Source organism: Arthrobacter sp. 9V, assembly GCF_902506065.1.
GTDB lineage: Bacteria > Actinomycetota > Actinomycetes > Actinomycetales > Micrococcaceae > Arthrobacter.
This window is the reverse complement of the sequence record NZ_LR732912.1, coordinates 4,408,988-4,431,471: the sequence shown is the minus strand read 5'-3', so window position 1 is coordinate 4,431,471 and position 22,484 is coordinate 4,408,988. Positions and strand designations below refer to the sequence as shown.

12 protein-coding genes, 5 rRNA genes and 1 other annotated feature are annotated in these 22,484 nt (G+C 59.5%); of the genes, 12 read left to right on the top strand and 5 right to left on the bottom strand.

The genetic code is table 11. From position 1 onward, the window contains the following. Nucleotides 1-197 precede the first annotated feature (197 nt). The 4 genes from BACI9J_RS20405 to rrf (BACI9J_RS20390) all read left to right on the top strand — a co-directional run bounded on the left by BACI9J_RS20405 (nt 198) and on the right by rrf (BACI9J_RS20390) (nt 7,832). Nucleotides 198-1,718 (top strand): 16S ribosomal RNA (locus BACI9J_RS20405). A 1,683-nt stretch (nt 1,719-3,401) separates the two neighbouring features. Then, nucleotides 3,402-6,541: ribosomal RNA gene (locus tag BACI9J_RS20400) — 23S ribosomal RNA — on the top strand. Between the two features lie 555 nt (nt 6,542-7,096). Continuing rightward, nucleotides 7,097-7,213 (top strand): 5S ribosomal RNA (gene rrf / locus BACI9J_RS20395). Between the two features lie 314 nt (nt 7,214-7,527). Continuing rightward, nucleotides 7,528-7,611, top strand: a sequence feature (5S ribosomal RNA rRNA prediction is too short). A gap of 104 nt (nt 7,612-7,715) precedes the next feature. Continuing rightward, nucleotides 7,716-7,832: ribosomal RNA gene (gene rrf / locus BACI9J_RS20390) — 5S ribosomal RNA — on the top strand. The 16S, 23S and 5S rRNA genes sit together here, the layout of an rRNA operon. 156 nt (nt 7,833-7,988) lie before the next feature. Here the strand turns inward: rrf (BACI9J_RS20390) and BACI9J_RS20385 are convergent. Continuing rightward, the gene (locus tag BACI9J_RS20385; protein WP_159735969.1) at nt 7,989-8,366 is read right to left on the bottom strand and encodes a nuclear transport factor 2 family protein; all 378 of its coding nucleotides are present in this window, start codon (nt 8,364-8,366) and stop codon (nt 7,989-7,991) included. 92 nt (nt 8,367-8,458) lie between these two features. Here BACI9J_RS20385 and BACI9J_RS20380 point away from each other — a divergent pair, with 92 nt between their 5' ends. After that, complete coding sequence (locus BACI9J_RS20380; protein ID WP_159735968.1) at nt 8,459-9,415, top strand: RNA polymerase subunit sigma-70; 957 nt, start codon at nt 8,459-8,461, stop codon at nt 9,413-9,415. A gap of 470 nt (nt 9,416-9,885) precedes the next feature. Next, nucleotides 9,886-10,002, top strand: a 5S ribosomal RNA gene (gene rrf, locus BACI9J_RS20375). 153 nt (nt 10,003-10,155) lie between these two features. Here the strand turns inward: rrf (BACI9J_RS20375) and BACI9J_RS20370 are convergent. The 4 genes from BACI9J_RS20370 to BACI9J_RS20355 all read right to left on the bottom strand — a co-directional run bounded on the left by BACI9J_RS20370 (nt 10,156) and on the right by BACI9J_RS20355 (nt 13,901). After that, on the bottom strand, nt 10,156-11,049 hold the full coding sequence (locus BACI9J_RS20370; protein ID WP_159735967.1) for a glucose 1-dehydrogenase: 894 nt from the start codon (nt 11,047-11,049) through the stop codon (nt 10,156-10,158). Nucleotides 11,050-11,240: 191 nt separating this feature from the next. Beyond that, entirely contained in the window at nt 11,241-12,074 is an 834-nt protein-coding gene (locus BACI9J_RS20365; protein ID WP_159735966.1) for an alpha/beta fold hydrolase, read from the bottom strand. A 60-nt stretch (nt 12,075-12,134) separates the two neighbouring features. Beyond that, on the bottom strand, nt 12,135-12,989 hold the full coding sequence (locus BACI9J_RS20360) for an alpha/beta fold hydrolase (RefSeq protein WP_159735965.1): 855 nt from the start codon (nt 12,987-12,989) through the stop codon (nt 12,135-12,137). Between the two features lie 9 nt (nt 12,990-12,998). After that, entirely contained in the window at nt 12,999-13,901 is a 903-nt protein-coding gene (locus tag BACI9J_RS20355) for an alpha/beta fold hydrolase (RefSeq protein WP_159735964.1), read from the bottom strand. A 76-nt stretch (nt 13,902-13,977) separates the two neighbouring features. Here BACI9J_RS20355 and lysS point away from each other — a divergent pair, with 76 nt between their 5' ends. The 6 genes from lysS to BACI9J_RS20325 all read left to right on the top strand — a co-directional run bounded on the left by lysS (nt 13,978) and on the right by BACI9J_RS20325 (nt 22,483). Further along, nucleotides 13,978-15,507 (top strand): lysine--tRNA ligase, encoded by a 1,530-nt coding sequence (gene lysS / locus BACI9J_RS20350; RefSeq protein WP_159735963.1) that lies wholly within the window; start codon nt 13,978-13,980, stop codon nt 15,505-15,507. Between the two features lie 2 nt (nt 15,508-15,509). Next, the gene (locus tag BACI9J_RS20345) at nt 15,510-15,683 is read left to right on the top strand and encodes a hypothetical protein (RefSeq protein WP_011772935.1); all 174 of its coding nucleotides are present in this window, start codon (nt 15,510-15,512) and stop codon (nt 15,681-15,683) included. 129 nt (nt 15,684-15,812) lie between these two features. Then, nucleotides 15,813-16,139: a histone-like nucleoid-structuring protein Lsr2 gene (locus tag BACI9J_RS20340; RefSeq protein WP_014920382.1), complete on the top strand. Its 327-nt coding sequence runs from the start codon at nt 15,813-15,815 to the stop codon at nt 16,137-16,139. A 358-nt stretch (nt 16,140-16,497) separates the two neighbouring features. Then, nucleotides 16,498-18,990, top strand: coding sequence for an ATP-dependent Clp protease ATP-binding subunit (locus BACI9J_RS20335; protein WP_026541632.1), 2,493 nt, complete (start codon nt 16,498-16,500; stop codon nt 18,988-18,990). Between the two features lie 90 nt (nt 18,991-19,080). Then, nucleotides 19,081-20,301, top strand: a complete 1,221-nt coding sequence (locus BACI9J_RS20330; protein ID WP_159735962.1) for a glycosyltransferase — start codon at nt 19,081-19,083, stop codon at nt 20,299-20,301. A 79-nt stretch (nt 20,302-20,380) separates the two neighbouring features. Beyond that, nucleotides 20,381-22,483 carry a S9 family peptidase gene (locus BACI9J_RS20325; protein ID WP_201296631.1) on the top strand — a complete coding sequence of 701 codons (2,103 nt, stop codon included), beginning with the start codon at nt 20,381-20,383 and terminating at the stop codon, nt 22,481-22,483. Nucleotide 22,484: the final 1 nt, after the last annotated feature.

The window sequence follows — 22,484 nt, the reverse complement described above, 5'->3', positions numbered from 1 at the left end:
TCTGTTGTTTGAGAACTCAATAGTGTGCCAAGTTTGTTGATACCGATTGTTTTATCAATTGGTTGAAATTATGGCCAGTACTGTCATGCACCCCCGTGTGTGGTGGTCTGGTTTTCAGCTGGTTTCGAATTTTGTGCAGCCGCGTTTCGCCGTTATTTCCGGTGGGTGTGGTTGTGTCTGTTTGGTTTTGTTTTACTTCAACGGAGAGTTTGATCCTGGCTCAGGATGAACGCTGGCGGCGTGCTTAACACATGCAAGTCGAACGATGATCCCAGCTTGCTGGGGGATTAGTGGCGAACGGGTGAGTAACACGTGAGTAACCTGCCCTTGACTCTGGGATAAGCCTGGGAAACTGGGTCTAATACCGGATACGACCATCTGGCGCATGTCATGGTGGTGGAAAGCTTTTGTGGTTTTGGATGGACTCGCGGCCTATCAGCTTGTTGGTGGGGTAATGGCCTACCAAGGCGACGACGGGTAGCCGGCCTGAGAGGGTGACCGGCCACACTGGGACTGAGACACGGCCCAGACTCCTACGGGAGGCAGCAGTGGGGAATATTGCACAATGGGCGCAAGCCTGATGCAGCGACGCCGCGTGAGGGATGACGGCCTTCGGGTTGTAAACCTCTTTCAGTAGGGAAGAAGCGAAAGTGACGGTACCTGCAGAAGAAGCGCCGGCTAACTACGTGCCAGCAGCCGCGGTAATACGTAGGGCGCAAGCGTTATCCGGAATTATTGGGCGTAAAGAGCTCGTAGGCGGTTTGTCGCGTCTGCTGTGAAAGACCGGGGCTCAACTCCGGTTCTGCAGTGGGTACGGGCAGACTAGAGTGCAGTAGGGGAGACTGGAATTCCTGGTGTAGCGGTGAAATGCGCAGATATCAGGAGGAACACCGATGGCGAAGGCAGGTCTCTGGGCTGTAACTGACGCTGAGGAGCGAAAGCATGGGGAGCGAACAGGATTAGATACCCTGGTAGTCCATGCCGTAAACGTTGGGCACTAGGTGTGGGGGACATTCCACGTTTTCCGCGCCGTAGCTAACGCATTAAGTGCCCCGCCTGGGGAGTACGGCCGCAAGGCTAAAACTCAAAGGAATTGACGGGGGCCCGCACAAGCGGCGGAGCATGCGGATTAATTCGATGCAACGCGAAGAACCTTACCAAGGCTTGACATGAACCGGAAAGACCTGGAAACAGGTGCCCCGCTTGCGGTCGGTTTACAGGTGGTGCATGGTTGTCGTCAGCTCGTGTCGTGAGATGTTGGGTTAAGTCCCGCAACGAGCGCAACCCTCGTTCTATGTTGCCAGCGCGTTATGGCGGGGACTCATAGGAGACTGCCGGGGTCAACTCGGAGGAAGGTGGGGACGACGTCAAATCATCATGCCCCTTATGTCTTGGGCTTCACGCATGCTACAATGGCCGGTACAAAGGGTTGCGATACTGTGAGGTGGAGCTAATCCCAAAAAGCCGGTCTCAGTTCGGATTGGGGTCTGCAACTCGACCCCATGAAGTCGGAGTCGCTAGTAATCGCAGATCAGCAACGCTGCGGTGAATACGTTCCCGGGCCTTGTACACACCGCCCGTCAAGTCACGAAAGTTGGTAACACCCGAAGCCGGTGGCCTAACCCTTGTGGGGGGAGCCGTCGAAGGTGGGACCGGCGATTGGGACTAAGTCGTAACAAGGTAGCCGTACCGGAAGGTGCGGCTGGATCACCTCCTTTCTAAGGAGCTGCTTACAGCTGTGTTGCCGGCCCGGTATGGGTTGGTGATGGGTTGTCAGTGTTGCCCATTGCGCAGGCGTTTGTTCTGCGGTGGGTGCTCATGGGTGGAATATCAACGAATCAAACTTGTTTGGCATGGCCTTTACCGGTTGTGTCCTGGTGCCAGTACGGCAGCCTGTGCCCCTTTTGGGGGTGTGGTGTTGTGTGGAAAGCTGCCGGGGCGTGGTGGTGTGGGGTTGTGTTTGGCGCACTGTTGGGTCCTGAGGCAACAGGACCTTTTTGCAGCAATGCAGAGGGGCACTTCTGGTGTTTCTTTTGTTCCTGCAGCCGGCACTTCCGGTCACTGTTCGTGGTGGTGTGGGGTTGTGTTTGGCGCACTGTTGGGTCCTGAGGCAACAGGACCTTTTTGCAGCAATGCAGAGGGGCACTTCTGGTGTTTCTTTTGTTCCTGCAGCCGGCACTTCCGGTCACTGTTTACGGTCCCTTCTTTTGTGTGGGGGTTGTGGTGGTTGGGGTGTGGTTGACGGGGTTGTTGTTTGAGAACTACATAGTGGACGCGAGCATCTGAGACACGCACCTTTTTTGGTGTGTGTTTCTACAGCAATTTCTTATGAATGAACCTGGCCCTTGTGGTCGTGGTTCTCTCGAATAGATGATGCATGACTGAACGTATGTTTGGTCTTTGTGTGGTCAAGTTTTTAAGGGCACACGGTGGATGCCTTGGCATTAGGAGCCGAAGAAGGACGTAGGAATCTGCGATAAGCCTGGGGGAGTTGATAACCGAGCGTTGATCCCAGGATGTCCGAATGGCGTGGTGGTGTGGGGTTGTGTTTGGCGCACTGTTGGGTCCTGAGGCAACAGGACCTTTTTGCAGCAATGCAGAGGGGCACTTCTGGTGTTTCTTTTGTTCCTGCAGCCGGCACTTCCGGTCACTGTTAGCGGTCCCTTTCTTTTGTGTGGGGGTTGTGGTGGTTGGGGTGTGGTTGACGGGGTTGTTGTTTGAGAACTACATAGTGGACGCGAGCATCTGAAACACGCACCTTTTTTGGTGTGTGTTTCTACAGCAATTTCTTATGAATGAACCTGGCCCTTGTGGTCGTGGTTCTCTCGAATAGATGATGCATGACTGAACGTATGTTTGGTCTTTGTGTGGTCAAGTTTTTAAGGGCACACGGTGGATGCCTTGGCATTAGGAGCCGAAGAAGGACGTAGGAATCTGCGATAAGCCTGGGGGAGTTGATAACCNCTTCTGGTGTTTCTTTTGTTCCTGCAGCCGGCACTTCCGGTCACTGTTTACGGTCCCTTCTTTTGTGTGGGGGTTGTGGTGGTTGGGGTGTGGTTGACGGGGTTGTTGTTTGAGAACTACATAGTGGACGCGAGCATCTGAAACATGCACGGTGGCTGATCATTCCTCCTTTTGGGTGGGGTGGTTGGTGTGTGTGTTTCTACAGCAATTTCTTATGAATGAACCTTGGGCCCAAGTGGCGCATGGTTCTCTCGATATGAATGATGCATCGTAGACCGGCAGGCCCTTTGGGGTTTGTTGGTTTGTGTGTGGTCAAGTTTTTAAGGGCACACGGTGGATGCCTTGGCATTAGGAGCCGAAGAAGGACGTAGGAATCTGCGATAAGCCTGGGGGAGTTGATAACCGAGCGTTGATCCCAGGATGTCCGAATGGTGTGTGGTCAAGTTTTTAAGGGCACACGGTGGATGCCTTGGCATTAGGAGCCGAAGAAGGACGTAGGAATCTGCGATAAGCCTGGGGGAGTTGATAACCGAGCGTTGATCCCAGGATGTCCGAATGGGGAAACCCCGCACAACGCTGTGAGGTGATTGTGTGACCCGCATCTGAACACATAGGGTGCGTGGGGGGAACGCGGGGAAGTGAAACATCTCAGTACCCGCAGGAAGAGAAAACAATAGTGATTCCGTTAGTAGTGGCGAGCGAACGCGGATCAGGCTAAACCGTTCCATGTGTGATAGCCGGCGGGCGTTGCATGGGCGGGGTTGTGGGACTTTCCGTTCTGGTTCTGCCGGACCAGTGAGGTGAGGTGCAGGCATAGGTGAACGGTCTTGAAAGGCCGGCCAGAGAGGGTGTGAGCCCCGTAACCGTAATGTTGTGCACGGCCTGGGGAGTATCCCAAGTAGCACGGGGCCCGAGAAATCCCGTGCGAATCTGTCAGGACCACCTGATAAGCCTAAATACTTCCTAATGACCGATAGCGGACCAGTACCGTGAGGGAAAGGTGAAAAGTACCCCGGGAGGGGAGTGAAACAGTACCTGAAACCGTGTGCTTACAATCCGTCGGAGCCAGTCTGATTCTGGTGACGGCGTGCCTTTTGAAGAATGAGCCTGCGAGTTAGTGTTACGTCGCGAGGTTAACCCGTGTGGGGTAGCCGTAGCGAAAGCGAGTCTGAATAGGGCGAGTGTAGTGGCGTGATCTAGACCCGAAGCGGAGTGATCTACCCATGGCCAGGTTGAAGCGACGGTAAGACGTCGTGGAGGACCGAACCCACTTCAGTTGAAAATGGAGGGGATGAGCTGTGGGTAGGGGTGAAAGGCCAATCAAACTCCGTGATAGCTGGTTCTCCCCGAAATGCATTTAGGTGCAGCGTTGCGTGTTTCTTGCCGGAGGTAGAGCTACTGGATGGCCGATGGGCCCTACAAGGTTACTGACGTCAGCCAAACTCCGAATGCCGGTAAGTCAGAGCGCAGCAGTGAGACTGTGGGGGATAAGCTTCATAGTCGAGAGGGAAACAGCCCAGACCACCAACTAAGGCCCCTAAGCGTGTGCTAAGTGGGAAAGGATGTGGAGTTGCGAAGACAACCAGGAGGTTGGCTTAGAAGCAGCCATCCTTGAAAGAGTGCGTAATAGCTCACTGGTCAAGTGATTCCGCGCCGACAATGTAGCGGGGCTCAAGTACACCGCCGAAGTTGTGGATTTCACATAATGCCCTAGCCTTCGTGGTTCAGGGGTGTGGAGTGGTAGGGGAGCGTCGTGTGGGCAGTGAAGTCGCGGTGTAAACCAGCGGTGGAGCCTACACGAGTGAGAATGCAGGCATGAGTAGCGAAAGACGGGTGAGAAACCCGTCCGCCGAATGATCAAGGGTTCCAGGGTCAAGCTAATCTGCCCTGGGTAAGTCGGGACCTAAGGCGAGGCCGACAGGCGTAGTCGATGGACAACGGGTTGATATTCCCGTACCGGCGAAAAACCGCCCATGCCAAGCGGGGGATACTAACCGCCCGGAGCCTGCCCTAGCACCCTTGTGGTGTGTGGGTTTTGGCCGAGCGCGGGACCTGATCCCGGGAGGTAAGCGTATTAACAGGTGTGACGCAGGAAGGTAGCCGGGCCGGGCGATGGTTGCCCCGGTCTAAGGATGTAGGGTCAGGGATAGGCAAATCCGTTCCTGTGTGTTGAATCACGATCCTGAGATCTGATGGGACCCCCGTTTGGGGGGATCCGGTGATCCTATGCTGCCAAGAAAAGCATCGACGCGAGGTTTTAGCCGCCCGTACCCCAAACCGACACAGGTGATCAGGTAGAGAATACCAAGGCGATCGAGAGAATTATGGTTAAGGAACTCGGCAAAATGCCCCCGTAACTTCGGGAGAAGGGGGGCCTGCCCCGTGATGGAGACTTGCTCTCCGTGAGCGGGTGTGGGCCGCAGAGACCAGGGGGAAGCGACTGTTTACTAAAAACACAGGTCCGTGCGAAGTCGCAAGACGATGTATACGGACTGACTCCTGCCCGGTGCTGGAAGGTTAAGAGGACCGGTTAGCCCTTACGGGCGAAGCTGAGAATTTAAGCCCCAGTAAACGGCGGTGGTAACTATAACCATCCTAAGGTAGCGAAATTCCTTGTCGGGTAAGTTCCGACCTGCACGAATGGAGTAACGACTTCCCCGCTGTCTCAACCATAAACTCGGCGAAATTGCAGTACGAGTAAAGATGCTCGTTACGCGCAGCAGGACGGAAAGACCCCGAGACCTTTACTATAGTTTGGTATTGGTGTTCGGAGTGGCTTGTGTAGGATAGGTGGGAGACGTTGAAACCCGGACGCCAGTTCGGGTGGAGTCATCGTTGAAATACCACTCTGGTCACTTTGGACATCTAACTTCGGCCCGTGATCCGGGTCAGGGACAGTGCCTGATGGGTAGTTTAACTGGGGCGGTTGCCTCCTAAAAAGTAACGGAGGCGCCCAAAGGTTCCCTCAGCCTGGTTGGCAATCAGGTGTCGAGTGTAAGTGCACAAGGGAGCTTGACTGTGAGAGAGACATCTCAAGCAGGGACGAAAGTCGGGACTAGTGATCCGGCGGTACATTGTGGAATGGCCGTCGCTCAACGGATAAAAGGTACCTCGGGGATAACAGGCTGATCTTGCCCAAGAGTCCATATCGACGGCATGGTTTGGCACCTCGATGTCGGCTCGTCGCATCCTGGGGCTGGAGTAGGTCCCAAGGGTTGGGCTGTTCGCCCATTAAAGCGGTACGCGAGCTGGGTTTAGAACGTCGTGAGACAGTTCGGTCCCTATCCGCTGCGCGCGCAGGAAATTTGAGAAGGGCTGTCCTTAGTACGAGAGGACCGGGACGGACGAACCTCTGGTGTGTCAGTTGTACTGCCAAGTGCATCGCTGATTAGCTACGTTCGGATGGGATAACCGCTGAAAGCATCTAAGCGGGAAGCTCGCTTCAAGATGAGATTTCCATACACATTATGTGTGAGAGGCCCCCAGCCAGACCACTGGGTTGATAGGCCGGATGTGGAAGCGAGGACTAAAGACTCGTGAAGCTGACCGGTACTAATAGGCCAACAACTTACACCACACAACACACTGCACGCGTCCACTATGTGGTTCCCGAACAACAACCNTTCGCCCATTAAAGCGGTACGCGAGCTGGGTTTAGAACGTCGTGAGACAGTTCGGTCCCTATCCGCTGCGCGCGCAGGAAATTTGAGAAGGGCTGTCCTTAGTACGAGAGGACCGGGATGGACGAACCTCTGGTGTGTCAGTTGTACTGCCAAGTGCATCGCTGATTAGCTACGTTCGGACCGGATAACCGCTGAAAGCATCTAAGCGGGAAGCCGTCTTCGAGATGAGATTTCCATGCACCTCGAGTGTGAGAGGCTCCCAGCAGACTACTGGGTTGATAGGCCGGATGTGGAAGCGGGGACTAACGACCCGTGGAGCTGACCGGTACTAATAAGCCGAAGACTTGATAACACACTGATTTCCGTGCACTTGTTGCACGGGCTCGCGTCCACTTTGTGGTTCCCGACAGACGATCGGGAATCGAAACTGAATACACCGCTCTGCCCTCTTCATCGAGGGTGGTAGTCGGGACAGCTTTGAGACCAATGTATGATCTGGTCGAGAGTGTTCCGGTGGTCATAGCGAGAGGGAAACGCCCGGTCACATTCCGAACCCGGAAGCTAAGCCTCTCAGCGCCGATGGTACTGCAAGGGGGACCTTGTGGGAGAGTAGGACGCCGCCGGACTTAACGTAGTAACACCAGGGAACCCCTGACCATTCATGGTCAGGGGTTTTCTGCGTTCACGGGGTTGTTCTGAGCGATCTGACGGCGGTGGTTGGGTTGATAGGCCGGATGTGGAAGCGAGGACTAAAGACTCGTGAAGCTGACCGGTACTAATAGGCCAACAACTTACACCACACAACACACTGCACGCGTCCACTATGTGGTTCCCGAACAACAACCGTTCACGGGAACCAACAACTACATAACAACACCACAGTTGTAACCACAAGATTTCCCACCCCACGGCCACAAACCGTAGGGACGGGTAACAGAGTTACGGCGGTCATAGCGTGGGGGAAACGCCCGGTCCCATTCCGAACCCGGAAGCTAAGACCCACAGCGCCGATGGTACTGCACCCNCAACAACCGTTCACGGGAACCAACAACTACATAACAACACCACAGTTGTAACCACAAGATTTCCCACCCCACGGCCACAAACCGTAGGGACGGGTAACAGAGTTACGGCGGTCATAGCGTGGGGGAAACGCCCGGTCCCATTCCGAACCCGGAAGCTAAGACCCACAGCGCCGATGGTACTGCACCCGGGAGGGTGTGGGAGAGTAGGACACCGCCGGACAACCATTCACGGGAAGCCCCGACCACACGGTCGGGGCTCCCCGCATTTAACAACCAAACCGCCGAGTCAGCGCATGCAGACGCTGTCCCCCGTCCTTATTCGGTGGATAGATCCGCCAGTGCCTGCTTCGGCGCGAAGTTCACCGGCCCGTGCCCCTCACACCTCAACGACACTGCCACGTGCCAATGCGAAGGGCAGGCGATCGAAGATAATGCGAATCTCAACAATCTGATTGTTCCGGACGCGATAGAGCTCGGCCCCAGGGGCGCTCGGTATCGCCCGATTGGCTGTGTCATACATGAGGATGGCTTCGTCGTCAGCGCCGTAGGCAGCGAGAAGCCTGGATTCCGTGAGGCTCGCGGCGAACGGCGCCATAAACGCCTGGACAGCCGCCCTGCCATTGAGGTCGCCTGCAGGTGCATGGCAGATGACTTCCGGGGCCAGGTGCGCCGCCGCCGATTCCAAGTTTCCTGATGTCCATGCCTGGTGGTAGCTGAGTGCGATCTCGACTGCTTGGGCTTGTCTTACGTCCATGATCCTGTTCCTTCCGTTGAGAGTTACTCATGTATGGACACCTCAGTCCTGCCCATCGGAACGATCTCAGTGGCACGTGCCAAGATGGAGTCGTGACGTTAGAGCACCTCGAGGCTGCCAGGGCCGGCGACGAGAAAGCGTTCGCGAAGCTTGTTGCGCCCTTTCGCCAACAGCTCCATGTGCACTGCTACCGAATAGTCGGCTCCGTTGACGATGCCGACGATGTCCTCCAAGAGGTGCTGCTCGCGGCGTGGAAGGGCTTGCCTGCATTCGAGGGAAGGTCGTCCCTGCGCACATGGCTCTACCGAATTGCCACTACCCGTTCCCTGAATGCAGTTAGGGATCGAAGTCGTCGTCCACGCCTCGAACCTGTACCGCCCTTTGAGCCTCCCACTCCGACGGATCGCTTTGATCTGTCGAATCTGCAGCCTTACCCGGACGTCTTGCTCGACAAGCTGGATCCCGCTGAGCGGTTGGTCGCCCGGGAGAGCATCGAGCTTGCTTTTGTGGTTGCCCTTCAGCGAATGCCTCCGCGTCAGGCGGCGCTGTTGATGCTCTGTGATGTCTTGGGTTTCAGTGTTGGGGAATCTGCGGAGATGCTCGGCATAGGTCCGACGGCGGCAAAGGGACTTCTCCAACGCGCGCGGTCCTCCCGTTCTGTTCTGAATCCGATCAAATCGGGCATGGAGCATCAGCACCTTGCCCGCAAGTTCGCGGATGCCTTCTCCCAGGACGACGTTGATGCGGTGGTTGAATTACTCACGGACCAGTGCTGGCTGGCAATGCCGCCCGCCAGCGAGTGTTATGTCGGCCGGCATGCGGTGGCGAGGTTTCTTCGTGCCAGTGCGGCCGGACGCCCAGGTGGCAGCTACGAGCTGGCCCCCGTCATAGCGGGTGGCAGGCCTTCCTTCGTCTGCTATTTGCAAGGCAGGGCCCGAGGGCTTCTGGTCATTGAGCCGTCCATGGACGGGATGAAGATCGAATCGATCATGCGATTCCTCGACGACGGGTTGCATCGACACTTCGGGATGCCTGATTCCTCGGCGTGAAACGGCGTGTTGGGGTGGGTGTGGGGGTGGATTTGCGTTGGGGGTGTGGGGGGTGTATTGTTTTCTGAGTCGCCGGGTGCGAAACGGAAAGCCGGAAGGTGTGTACGGTTCGGTAGGCGGCCAAAAATAACTCTTCTTTTCCAATGGCCCTGTTGGGTGCGCTGCTTTGTGGTGTGCTGTGGGTGATGTTTTGGAGGGTCTGTTGTTTGAGAACTCAATAGTGTGCCAAGTTTGTTGATACCGATTGTTTTATCAATTGGTTGAAATTATGGCCAGTACTGTCATGCACCCCCGTGTGTGGTGGTCTGGTTTTCAGCTGGTTTCCCACACAACACACTGCACGCGTCCACTATGTGGTTCCCGAACAACAACCAGAAATGTTCACGGGAACCAACAACTACATAACAACACCACAGTTGTAACAGTCTTCCCACCCCACGGCCACAAACCGCGGGGACGGGTAACAGAGTTACGGCGGTCATAGCGTGGGGGAAACGCCCGGTCCCATTCCGAACCCGGAAGCTAAGACCCACAGCGCCGATGGTACTGCACCCGGGAGGGTGTGGGAGAGTAGGACACCACCCGGAAGCTAAGACCCACAGCGCCGATGGTACTGCACCCGGGAGGGTGTGGGAGAGTAGGACACCGCCGGACAACCATTAAAACGGGAAGCCCCGACCACACGGTCGGGGCTCCCCGCATTTAACGGCCTATTACAGCCGAATGCTAACTATGGGCATCTACGGCGTGGGGCTGCCACCGTTGACGTTGAGCGTCTCACCGATCACGTAGCTGGATTCCGGTGAGGCAAGAAACACATATGCCGGAGCGAGTTCTGCGGGCTGGCCGGCGCGTCCCAACGGGGTCGATTGCCCGAACTCCGGGAGTTCTTCCTTGGGTTGGCCGCTGCTGACCTGCAGGGGCGTCCAGATGGGACCAGGGGCTACAGCGTTGACCCGGATGCCCTTGGGGGCCAGTTGCTGGGCGAGTCCCTTGGTGAAGTTGTTGATGCTTGCCTTGGTGGTGGCGTAGTCCACCAGCGTTGGCGACGGGTTGTAGGCCTGGATAGAGGTGGTATTGATGATCGTCGATCCGGCAGGAAGGTGGGGCAGGGCCGCCTTGGTCAGCCAGAACATGGCGTACACATTGGTTTTCTGCGTGTGGTCAAACTGTTCGTCCGTGATTTCGGTCAGATCTTCCTGAGCCACCTGCTTGCCGGCGTTGTTGACCAGGATGTCTACTCCGCCGAGGACGGCAATGGCAGTGTCCACCACTTCCTGGCACATGGCGGAGTCCTTGAGGTCTCCGGGCACTTTGACGGCCTTACGGCCTGCGGCCTCAATGATGCCGGCAATTCGCGCTGCGTCTTCTTCCTCTTCGGGCAGGTAGGAAAGAACGACGTCTGCCCCTTCCCGGGCAAAGGCGATGGCCGTGGCGGCACCGATTCCTGAGTCGGCGCCGGTGACGATCGCCTTGCGGCCCTCCAGGCGCCCGGTCCCGCGGTAGCTGTCTTCGCCCAGGTCCGCCTTGGGAGTCAGCTCGGCATCGAGGCCGGGCTCGGGCTGGTGCTGCTTGGGGGGTGAGATCTGTTCGTATGCGGTGACCGGGTTTCGGAATGTGTACTGATCAGTCATGGTGGTCCTCCTGTTGCCGAGGTCTGGAACACGTAAGGCAACTGCCGGGAAACTAAGCCGGTCAGCGCCCGCCCCCTCAAAAGGTAAGGGGGCTTAGTATTTACAGCCTAAGCGGGGGACAAAGCATCTGCCAAGCCATGGCCTGCGGACTGACGCAGGAACGTCATACCACCTCATGCAGCTGGTGGGATTTAGCCCGAGAAGAACTCCGACAACTCCGCGATCAACTTATCCGGTGCCTTGTTGGGGCCGTCATGGCCGAACCCGGGGAGGATGGTGTAGCTGGATCCTGACAGGATGTCGTGGATTTGGCCGCAAGCAACACCGAAGTACGCCGGGCTCTTTTCGCCCACCACAATGAGGGTTTCCAAGGGCAATTCAACGAAAGGTTCCGCGGGCATATCCGCGGCGATGACGGCTTTGATCTCGCGGACGCCGCAGGTCATCAACTCGCGCATCTGCTTGCCCAGTGGTGTCCCGGCGGCAAGCTTGTTTGCCAGCGTCAACATGGACAGGGGCATCCGAGCGAAAGCGCCGCCGGTTTCCACCCCCTTGATAAGAATGGCGAGGGCACGATCATAGTCTCCCGCCGCCGTCGCGCGTTCATACTCCGGTGTCCAGTCGGCTTTGACGCTGTGGTTGACCGAGACGGCGGGGTCGTAGACGGCGAGGCGCTCCACAGGCAGTGTCCGGGCCGCGTGCAGCGCAACGGCGCCGCCAAAGCTGTGCCCGAACACGTCAGTGCTGGATGTGTGCTTCATGACGTCGTGGAGGTCCTGGATATCCGCTTCCAGGGTGTAGTCCTCCGACTGCGGGGACGAGTCACCGCGCCCACGCCGGTTGAAAGTATGGACTGGGCGGCCAAGGGCTTCGCTGAGCTTCTGAGCGAAACGCATGTAGTCAGTGGCCGTCACCATGGAGGCAGGAACGACGACGACGCCGGAGCCCGCCGCTGCCAGCTCACCGCCGGTGGTGAGTACTTCGAGGTGTCCGCCGTCGTGGGTCATGATGATGTCGCGCGTCATGACTCGAGCCTAACCGAGCCACCTGACTGCCGGCAGCATGCAGGCCCCTATGTGGACAAGTCAGCTCTTAAAGTAGTCCGAGATGTCCGAGACGAGTTCATTGACGGCGGCCGGAACAGAACCGTGGAAGCCTTTCGGGGAGACTTCCAGGGTGCTGCCGGGAACGGCCCTGTTGAGTCGTGCGGCGGTGACCTTATAGAACTGTGGGCTCTTCTTGCCCACCATGAAGTGGGTGGAAGGAGGCAATACAGAAAAGTCCTTCGGGGTATCGGCGGCATCGAAAGCCGCTTTGAGCTCACCCACTCCTGAGGGCATGAGTTCACGGAAAAGCTTGTTGATCCTGGTCCTCGAGACCACCGCCATCAGCCCGGCCAACACCGGTTCCGGGACCCGGGCCAATGCGGTTCCAGGCTGCATTCCACGCTTCATCCGGGCCAGCGCCCTCCCAACATCGCCCTGGTTGACGGACTCCGCAAACCCATCCAGCCAAGCTGTGTCCATGCTGCCGTCTATATTTACCGCGGCGTCGTACACGGCAAGCTTCTCCGGTTGGTGGGGCGTGCCTGCGAATGCCTGGGCTGCGTTCAGGGCGACGGCGCCGCCAAGGCTGTGGCCCATGATGTTGCGGGCGCCCGTGGCGTCCATAATGGTGCGGACATCGGCGATCTCCGTCGCCATGGAGTAGTTGTGGGGCTGCTCGGTTGACTTGCCCCGGCCCCGGCGATCGTACACATCCACGGCCCACCCATCGCCCAGTCCCTTGGACAGAGCTATGGAGAAGGGGCGGTAGATCAGTGCGGTGAGGAATGCGCCGCCGATCAGCACTACCCGGCGTTCCCCGGGAGCGTCTTCCGTGCCGTAGCTGTACAAGGCGAGGTTGCCGCCGTCGTGCGTTCTGATGTCCCGTTCCTTCACCGGAACATCCTAGGTGGCAAGGCCGGATTCTTCCTCCACAAGGTTCCCTGACAGGAACCTGGCGACGCGCGAAGCGAGGCGTTTCCCGGGGCGCAGCGGACCTTCATGGAACTGCAGCGGCACCACCGCGAAGGTGATGGCAGGCACGGCGCCGGCCAGCATCCGGCCGGTCTCTGCAAAGTAGGACGGACTCCAGCCGCCGCTGAGCATAAGCGTGGGGGTGGAGAGCTTCATGAAGTCGTTAAGGTGGGCGTCGGCGTCCAACACCGCACGCATTTCCGTGACGGCGGTAGGTAGCAGGGAGCGCATCTCCAGGCCCAGCCGGGTACGGGCGGAGAGGACACTGAGCGCACGGAGGGCGCCCATGGGCAGATAGGAAATAGGGCCCGCGGTCCCCAGCCCCTGCACCAGATGGGCCCATGCGTGATCCAGTTGACCGGAAGTGACAGCTTCCTCGAGCTCGGGCCGCCAGCGGCTGCTCAGGTTGCCGGAGAGCGACACAGCGGCGTCGTAGGTGACCAGCCTGTTGATCTTGACTTGGCGCGCGGCTTGCAGTGCCACGAATCCGCCGTAGCTGTGTGCCACCACATCCGTTGAGCCGCACTGTTCCATCACCTGTTGCAGGTCCGCGATCTCGGTATCCACGGAGTAGCCCGGTGGCTGTGGTGCGGAATGGCCGCGCCCGCGCCGGTTATAAGTGTGCACGGGCCGTCCCAGCAGGACACTCAGCGTCCGCGCGAACGGCCAGTACAGCGAGTCCGTCACCAAGGTGCCATGAACAAGCACGACGCCGGCGGGTTCGGCAGGTGCCTTCGACCCCGGAAAGGAAGCACCTGCAGAAGCAGCCGGCCGAAAGGTGTGCACCTCGAGCTGCCCGCCGCCGTCGTTCGTTTCAACCGTCCACGTCTCCACAGCACCGAGTCTATGCGTTTCCCCGATCTTGGCGCCCGGAAGTAAAGGTCCGTAATCACCGGTAAACTTAAGGACTGTGACTTCCGCAAACACCCCCGCCCAGAACCCCTCCACAGAGCCCGTCGACGCCAGCGAGCAAATGCGCATCCGTATGGAGAAGCGCGCCAAGCTGATCGAGCGCGGCACCGAGGCCTATCCGGTGGGTGTTGAACGGACCCATTCCCTGAGTGAAATCCGGGAGAAATACGCACATCTGCAAGCCGATGAAACCACTGGCGATGTTGTTGGCGTCACTGGCCGTGTGGTATTCGTCCGCAACACCGGCAAGCTGTGCTTCGCAACTCTCCAAGAGGGCGGCGTGGACGGCAAGGGCGTGCGCCTGCAAGCCATGCTGAGCCTGGCCAATGTTGGTGAGGAAGCACTTGCCGACTGGAAGGCCCTGGTTGACCTTGGCGATCACGTCTTCATCAAGGGTGAGGTCATCTCATCCCGTCGCGGCGAGCTGTCCGTCATGGCTGACTCCTGGTCCATGGCATCCAAGGCCCTGCGCCCACTGCCGGTCCTGCACGCAGAACTGAATGAAGAAACCCGTGTCCGGCAGCGCTATGTGGACCTCATGGTCCGCGACGAAGCCCGCGAGATGGTCTACAAGCGCGCAGCCATCACCCGTTCAGTCCGCGACACCCTTGATCGCCATGGTTACGTGGAGGTGGAGACACCCATCCTTCAGCTGGTCCACGGCGGCGCTACAGCCCGTCCGTTCGAGACGCACATGAACGCGTTCGATCAGAAGATGACCCTCCGCATCGCTACGGAACTCTTCCTCAAGCGCGCCGTTGTTGGCGGCATCGACCGTGTGTACGACATGGGCCGGGTTTTCCGCAATGAAGGCGTTGACTCCACGCACAGCCCCGAATTCACCACCCTGGAATGCTACGAAGCGTGGGCAGACCAGTTCGTCATGGCCGAGCGCATGAAGGAAATCATCCTGAATGTGGCCGACGTGGTAGGTACACGCACCATCCAGACGGACGCCGGTGAAATTAACCTCGACGGCGAATGGGCTTGGATTTCGGTGTACCCGGGTATTTCCGAGGCCGTGGGAATTGAAATTACTCCGGACACCACAGTGGATGAGCTGCTGGCAATTGCTGCCAAGCACGAGGTCAAAGTGGACCCCAAGTGGGACGCGGAGAAGATTGTGGTGGAACTGTTCGGCGAGATCGTGGAACCCACGCTGCTGAACCCCACGTTCGTCTACGACTACCCGCCCTCCGCTCAACCGCTTGCGCGTCCTCACCGCGAAGATGGACGGCTCATTGAGGCCTGGGACCTGATTATTGGTGGCATGGAGCGCGGTACGGCGTTCTCCGAGCTCATTGACCCGGTGATCCAGCGCGAACGCCTCACGGAGCAGTCCCGCCGTTCCGCAGCGGGTGACGAGGAAGCCATGCAGCTGGACGAGGACTTCCTCAGGGCCCTGGAATACGGTGCGCCGCCAATGGGTGGCATCGGGCTGGGTATTGACCGCCTGGTAATGCTGTTCACCGGTGCCGGTATCCGCGAAACCATCCTGTTCCCGTTGCTGAAGCCTGAGGGTCACTGATTATGGAGTACATCGCAGTCCTGGCGCCATCCATTGTGGTGGGATTGATCTTCTGGTTTGCCATGAAGTCGATCTTCAATGCTGACAAATCCGAGCGGCAGGCTGAAGCCAAGGCGCAGGCTGAAGCAAATTTGAAAAATTCGGGACCTGCATCCGAGGGGCCGGCGGCTAAATAGCTTCAATTGGGTTCAGCTAACTGAAGAGAATCCAATTACGCTTTGACGTGCATGCTTGCCGTGAACGATAATCATCAAAGGAATCCGGGGAATTTCTGATTATCCAACCCTCCAAATGAGAGGCACCTCATGGCACAGAAAGTAAAAATCATCCTCGTCGATGACTTGGATGAAGGGGCAGCGGACGAAACTGTCCGTTTTGGCCTGGATGGCGTGAGCTACGAGATGGACCTGTCCACCGCCAACGCAGCCTCGCTGCGCAAGGCATTGGAGCCCTACGTAGCAAAGGCCAGGAAGACTTCTTCCGGCCGTGCAACCCGGGGCCGTGCAACAGCCGCACGTAACCAAGATTCCGCGCAAATCCGCCAGTGGGCCCGTGACAACGGTTACACGGTCAACAGCCGCGGACGTATTCAGGCTGAAATTCAGGAAGCGTACCAAAAGGCCAATTCCTGATTCACCGCTTCAATGCCCCGGCAGTCACTGCCGGGGCATTGGCGTTTAAGCCCTGAGTTTGCGGTTGCCCGCCAGGCTTGGAATATCCTGTGAATCGGCCCGGCCCTCAAGCTTCGAATACCGCACTAATGGGTCCCAACAAAGCCGGACCCGGGTTCACCGACGAATTGCTTGAGGTCAACCATCGCTTCAGGCCGTCAGGCAAGGCGACAGGGTCCCACCGCCGGCCGTCAGAGGTCAAGGGCCGCAGCCGGATTTATTCCGTAATCACGTCATGTTTCCCCTGTGGCGAACACGCCCCAAAAGTGCTTCTCAGACACGTAGCATCAAAGTACGTCGTAGCTAGGAGTGTGGCGAAATGTTTGAGAGATTTACGGACCGTGCCCGTCGCGTGGTCGTCCTTGCCCAAGAAGAGGCACGGATGCTCAACCACAATTACATCGGTACCGAGCACATCCTCTTGGGTCTGATCCACGAGGGTGAAGGCGTTGCTGCCAAGGCGCTCGAGTCCCTGAGCATTTCGCTCGATGGCGTTCGTGAGCAGGTGCAGGAGATCATCGGTCAGGGCCAGCAAGCCCCCTCCGGTCACATCCCCTTCACCCCGCGCGCCAAGAAGGTGCTTGAGCTTTCCCTCCGCGAAGCACTGCAGCTCGGCCACAACTACATCGGTACTGAGCACATCCTGCTCGGCCTCATTCGCGAAGGCGAAGGCGTGGCCGCGCAGGTGCTGGTGAAGCTTGGGGCAGACCTGAACAGGGTCCGCCAGCAGGTCATTCAGTTGCTCTCCGGCTACCAGGGCAAGGAGACCGCAGGCAGCGGCTCCGGCCAGGGCCAGCCTGAAGGTACCCCTGCCGGCTCGGTGGTGCTTGACCAGTTCGGTCGCAACCTGACACAGGCTGCCCGCGAAAACAAGCTCGATCCCGTGATCGGCCGCGAGCAGGAGATGGAACGCGTCATGCAGGTCCTCTCCCGCCGTACAAAGAACAACCCGGTCCTGATCGGTGAGCCCGGCGTCGGTAAGACTGCCGTCGTCGAAGGCCTCGCCCAGGCGATCGTCCGCGGCGATGTTCCGGAGACCATCAAGGACAAGCAGCTGTACACGCTTGACCTCGGTTCCCTGGTTGCCGGTTCCCGCTACCGCGGTGACTTTGAAGAGCGCCTGAAGAAGGTCCTCAAGGAGATCCGCACCCGTGGCGACATCATCCTCTTCATCGACGAGATTCACACCCTTGTTGGTGCAGGTGCTGCCGAAGGCGCTATCGATGCTGCGTCCATCCTCAAGCCGATGCTGGCCCGCGGTGAGCTCCAGACCATTGGTGCAACCACGCTGGATGAGTACCGTAAGCACATTGAGAAGGACGCAGCCCTTGAGCGCCGCTTCCAGCCCATCCAGGTCAAGGAGCCCTCAGTCGCTCACGCGATCGAGATCCTCAAGGGCCTGCGTGACCGTTACGAGGCACACCACCGCGTGACGATTACCGACGGCGCCCTCGCCTCCGCTGCGCAACTGGCCGAACGCTACATCTCGGACCGCTTCCTGCCGGACAAGGCGATCGACCTCATCGATGAAGCCGGCGCACGCCTGCGCATCCGTCGCATGACCGCTCCGCCGGAGCTCAAGGCCATGGACGAGCGCATCGCGGACGTGAAAATGGAGAAAGAATCCGCGATTGACGCCCAGGACTTTGAGGGTGCTGCCTCGCTGCGCGACAAGGAGCAGAAGCTCATTGCCGAACGCGCAGAGAAGGAACGCACCTGGAAGTCCGGCGGCATGGACGACATCTCCGAGGTTGACGAGGATCTGATTGCGGAAGTTCTTGCGAACTCCACGGGCATCCCGGTCTTCAAGCTCACCGAGGAAGAGTCCTCGCGTCTGCTCAAAATGGAAGACGAACTGCACAAGCGGGTCGTTGGTCAGGATGAGGCCATCAAGGCCCTGTCCCAGGCTATCCGCCGTACCCGTGCAGGCCTGAAGGACCCCAAGCGTCCGGGTGGCTCGTTCATCTTTGCCGGCCCCACCGGCGTCGGCAAGACCGAGCTCGCCAAGGCACTTGCCGAGTTCCTGTTCGGTGAAGAGGACGCCCTCATCACGCTGGACATGTCCGAGTACTCCGAGAAGCACACGGTTTCGCGTCTCTTCGGTGCACCTCCGGGCTACGTCGGCTATGAAGAAGGCGGCCAGCTGACTGAGAAGGTCCGCCGTCGTCCGTTCTCCGTGGTCCTGTTCGACGAAGTTGAAAAGGCCCACGCGGACCTCTTCAACTCGCTTCTGCAGATTCTGGAAGACGGCCGACTGACCGACTCCCAGGGCCGCGTGGTGGACTTCAAGAACACCGTAATCATCATGACCACCAACCTTGGTACCCGCGATATCTCCAAGAGCGTGGCTACGGGCTTCCAGTCCGGCACGGACACCCAGACCGGTTACAACCGGATGCGTGCCCGGGTTACGGAAGAGCTCAAGCAGCACTTCCGCCCCGAGTTCCTCAACCGTGTTGACGACGTCGTGGTGTTCCCGCAGCTGACGCAGGACGAGATCATCGAGATCGTGGACCTGTTCGTGACCCGCCTGGAGCGCCGCCTCAAGGACAAGGACATGGGCATCGAGCTCACGCCCGCTGCCAAGGTTCTCCTGGCCACGCGTGGTTACGATCCCGCCATGGGTGCCCGGCCGTTGCGCCGCACCATCCAGCGCGAGATCGAGGACCAGCTGTCCGAGAAGATCTTGTTCGGCGAACTCCACTCCGGCGACATCGTTGTGGTGGACGTTGACGGCGAAGGTGACGACGCAAAGTTCACGTTCGAAGGCAACGCCAAGCCGCGGATCCCGGAGATCGCTCCCACCGCGTAAGCGCAAGAAGCATTAAGCCCCGCCCGTTCCCAACAAGGAGCGGGCGGGGCTTCTGCGTTAACAGCCACCTTCAAAAGAGAAAGGAGCGGCATGCGGGTACTTATGGTGACTCCGGGAACACGGGGCGATGTTGCACCCATGGCCGGCCTGGGAAATCGCCTGCAGGGCCTGGGCTATGAGGTAGCCATTGCGGCCAACCCTGCCTATGCAACTCTGGTTGTTGAGTCAGGCTGCGAGTTCAGGCCGCTGCCCGGAAATCTGGAAGAGTTGATCAGGCACCCGGCCCCGGGTACCAGGGCATCATCTGAGGGCGTGCTCACCTTCTGGCGGAAGCTCACGGAGTATATGGATGCGGCAGCCACGGGAACCTTGGCCGCGGCTGAGGCAGGGACCGACGTGATCCTTGCTAATTCGGTGGCGCCCTATGCATATGACATTGGGGAAGCCATGGGCATCCCGGTCATCGGCGCCCATCTGCAGCCCACTGAGCCGAGCGCAGCCTATCCGCCGGTCCTCATGAATTCGGCCCGAAGCCTTGGCGCATGGGGAAATAGGATTATTGGTGAGCGCGCAGCTGCGGGCCCGGCGCCCTACGATGCTCCCGCCGCACGTCTCCGCAAGGAGCTGGGATTGGGCAAGCAGAGTCGCGCGGCCGGGGAGCGCCGTCGTCGTAAAGCGCATGCAACTGTTCTTCACGGCATCAGTCCCACAGTTCTGCCCCGCCCTACCGACTGGCACCCGGGCCTGGTAATGGCTGGATACTGGTGGCCGGCGAACTCGGCGGACTGGCAGCCTCCGGCGGATCTTGTTGCCTTCCTGGCCGAGGGTCCTCCGCCCGTCTTTGTTGGTTTTGGCAGCAGCGCCCACATTGATCCGAGCTTCATCCTCGAGGCCACCCGCCGGGCCGGCGTTCGGGCTGTAATACAAGGGGCAGAAGAAACCCGGGGCGCGCTGGGTGACGATGCAATCGCGGTGGGGAGCGTTCCGCACGAGTGGCTGTTCCCGCAGGTGGCAGCCGTGGTCCACCATGCCGGAGCGGGAACCACGGCGGCCGGCTTCCGTGCCGGGGTGCCGGCAATAGCTGTTCCTGTGTACACGGACCAGCCGCTCTGGGCGTCCCGGATCGCGTCGCTCGGGGCGGGTCCTCAACCGATTCCCCACAAGAAGCTGACTCCGTCGCGCCTTGGCGAGGCAATAAAACAAGCTGTCGGCACGGCGTCGTACGCGCGGCGGGCCGCGGAAGTAGCGGCTGTCATCGCCACGGAGGACGGAACCGCCCCCGTGGTGCAGGCCTTGCGACAGCTCGGCTAATGGCGAATATGTGAAAGTACTGTTTCACTGTGAGTGAACCACTCTGTGATCCAGGGCACAATGCGTGTTGAATCGGACCATGGACTCTGCTGATACTTACGCACGGGGCGAGCAGCCCGAAACTGCTTTTCACAACATGGACCACTACCTCGCCATCCCGCGGGTTAGTGGGCTCACCCTCAGCCCGGATGGCAAGCGCCTGGTCACCACCGTGACAACGCTGAACGGCAAAGGAACCGAGTTCGCCACGGCGCTCTGGGAACTGGATCCCAGCGGCCGGAACCACGCCCGCCGCATCACCCGCAGCTCCAAAGGCGAAGCCGGTGCCGTCTTCGCTGCCAATGGCGACCTGTACTTCACCTCGGCCCGTCCTGATCCGGACAGCCCTGAGGCGGACCCCGTGAACGCACTCTGGCTGCTGCCCGCCGACGGGGGAGAAGCCCGTGTGGTGCACTCGCGGGCTGGAGGTATCTCTTCGGTCATGGCTGCCAAGGATGCCGATGCCACGTTCGTCAACGCCGAGGTCCTGGCGGGCTCGGCCGATGAGGAGAACGACGAGGAACGCCGCAAGGCACGCAAGGACAACAAGGTCTCCGCCATTCTGCACAGCGGCTACCCGGTCCGCTACTGGGATGCTGACCTCGGTCCGGCCGAGCCGCGGATCTTCGCCGTGGAACAGGGTGAAGAGGAAGCACCTGGCAAACCCTCCACGGTGGACGCGTCAGCGCCGCTACAACTCCGGAACCTGACGCACGGCGTCGGCGGTTCGCTGCGTGAATCCAAATCAGTGGTGAGCCCGGACGGCAGGACCATCTACACCAGCATGACCAAGGCGCTCGCGAAGGCTGACAGCCGCGAGGTGCTCGCCGCCGTCGACGTCGCCACCGGCACCGTCAAAGTGCTCCTGGACCATGAGGGCATGAGCTACTTCCCTGGTCCTGTGAGCCCGGACAACCGGACCCTGGTGGTGCAGAGCGAGAGCGACACGACGCCCACGCAGGCTCCCCAAGTGAAGCTCCATTTGCTGAACGTAGCCGGCGGTGAAACCACGGACTTGGAACCGCTGGCGCAAGGATGGGACCGGTGGGCCAACCCCGCCGCCTGGCTCCCGGACGGTAGCGCGGTGCTGGTAACAGCGGACGACGACGGCGCGTCGCCGGTTTTCCGGATCAGCGTCGCCGACGGTTCAGTCAAGCGGGTGACGAAGGACGCCGCCGCCTATGCCGACGTCGTGGTTTCCCCTGACGGAACCACGGCGTACGCGCTCCGGAGCTCGTACGAGTTCCCCGCCGAAGCCGTGCGGATCGATCTGTCCACCGGTGAGGTCCTCCGGCTGCAGGCGCCGGCGGAGCGCCCTGTTTACCACGGTCGCCTTGAGCGCGTGGAGGCGACGGCCGAAGACGGTACCCGTGTTCCTGCATATCTGGCACTCCCGGAGAAAGTGTCCGCGGACAACCCTGCACCGCTCCTGCTGTGGATCCACGGCGGACCTTTGGGTTCGTGGAACGCATGGACCTGGCGCTGGAACCCGTGGTTGCTTGTGGCCAAGGGTTACGCCGTTCTCCTGCCTGATCCTGCCCTCTCCACCGGGTACGGCCAGGAATTCATCCAGCGTGGTTGGGGCGAGTGGGGAAAGAAGCCCTTCACCGACCTCATGGCCATCACCGACGCCGTGGTGGCCCGGCCGGACATCGATGAATCGCGGACTGCGGCCATGGGTGGGTCCTTCGGCGGCTATATGGCCAACTGGGTTGCCGGGCAGACCGACCGGTTCAAGGCGATCGTCACCCACGCAAGCCTGTGGGCCCTGGACCAGTTCGGCCCCACAACCGACGCCGCCCAGTACTGGCTCAAGGAAATGACCGAGGAAATGGCGATGGAAAACTCGCCGCACCTGAACGTGGGCAACATCAAAACACCCATGTTGGTCATCCATGGTGATAAGGACTACCGGGTGCCGATCGGCGAAGGCCTGCGCCTCTGGTACGAGCTGTTGTCCTCATCCCAGCTCCCCGCCGACGAGAACGGCCAAAGCCCGCACCGCTTCCTGTACTTCCCCGACGAAAACCACTGGGTCCTGCAGCCGCAGCACGCCAAGGTCTGGTACGGGGTAGTTGAGCACTTCCTGGCCAAGCAAGTGCTGGGCGAGGACGTTCCTTTGCCGGAGGAGCTGGGAGTCTAAG